The organism is Bradyrhizobium guangdongense (assembly GCF_006483445.1).
GTDB lineage: Bacteria > Pseudomonadota > Alphaproteobacteria > Rhizobiales > Xanthobacteraceae > Bradyrhizobium > Bradyrhizobium guangdongense_A.
Genome location: NZ_PPPT01000310.1, coordinates 1 through 1108, shown reverse-complemented (window position 1 = coordinate 1108; position 1108 = coordinate 1). Strand labels below are relative to the sequence as shown.

Sequence of the window (1108 nt, the reverse complement as noted above, 5' to 3'; positions counted from 1 at the left end):
CATGGCCTCCAGCCGCCGCGCATCATCCCGATGGGCAGACGGTGCCGCAGGATGAACAAATATGTCGGGCCCACGCCGAACATCACCATCGGATGGCGGTACAGGCGATAAAGCGTCTGACGCCATCGCGACCGCCCGAGAAACTCGCGCACCGTCAAGGTGTCGATGTCGCCATAGCCGCGACGATCGAGATTGCCCGAACTTGCGTGATGCAGGGCGTGGGTTCGTCGCCAGAAATCGTATGGTGTGAGGGTCAAGACCCCGATGGCTCGCCCGACCCAATCGTTGGCAAGGCGGCTGCGAAAGAACGACCCGTGGCCGCAGTCGTGCTGGATCATGAAGAGCCGAATGAGGAAGCCGGACGCAGGGACCACCAGCAGAAGGCCGACCCAGTAGCCGTGGTCGAGCGAGGCCCACATCAGGGCCCAGATCGAGAAGAAAGGGACGGCCGTGATCGTCAGTTCGAACAAGGCTCGCATGCTGTCCGGCTGGCGATAGTTCACAAGCTGCTGCGCCAGCGCGCGAGCCTCCGGTCGGCTATGAACCATGTCTTGAATGCCTCTGCATCTGTGTTGACGAGGGTTGGCTGCCCAATCCGCCGTTCCGGGATAGCCGAACGATCGTGACGAGGCTGACATCGCCAGCATGCCTGGCGGTTCGTTGAATGGAACGCCGGCACGGCCGCGGAGTTAGCATGATACGCCGGCTTGTCCGGGCCGCTGTGCAATATTGACCAGTCGGGCAACCCGGCATTGTCTAGGCCACCGCTCCCGAATGGACATGAGCTGGGCGCGCCTGGCCCACCGCCACCGTTTCCAAGAGATGAAAAGACGATCGTCGCGGCCGCAGCGCTGCTTTTGCGATCGCGACACGAGGGACACCATGAAAAAGCCAATCACAGTGACACCAACTGACGAAACCCAACCGAAAATCGTTCAAAGAGCGGACCTGGCGCCTGCTGACGGCTTCACGCTGGTGGTCGACGGTCACTTCAAGACCCATTTCGATGACGAGGCGGCCGCTCGGGAAGCGGGCGCCGAGCTTTTTGCCAGGTTTCCGAGGTTGCAGGTCATGATTTACGACGCTGCGACGCGAACGCGATCGCCGT

2 protein-coding genes are annotated in these 1108 nt (G+C 61.7%); one reads left to right on the top strand and one right to left on the bottom strand.

The features are described 5' to 3' along the window. On the bottom strand, positions 1-548 hold a 548-nt coding region (locus C2U70_RS32320), incomplete at its 3' end, for a fatty acid desaturase (protein ID WP_186294600.1). A 334-nt stretch (positions 549-882) separates the two neighbouring features. On the opposite strand from C2U70_RS32320, the gene C2U70_RS32315 reads away from it, so the two are divergent. Beyond that, positions 883-1108, top strand: a 226-nt coding sequence (locus C2U70_RS32315; protein ID WP_140982760.1) for a hypothetical protein, incomplete at its 3' end; no start/stop codon positions are given.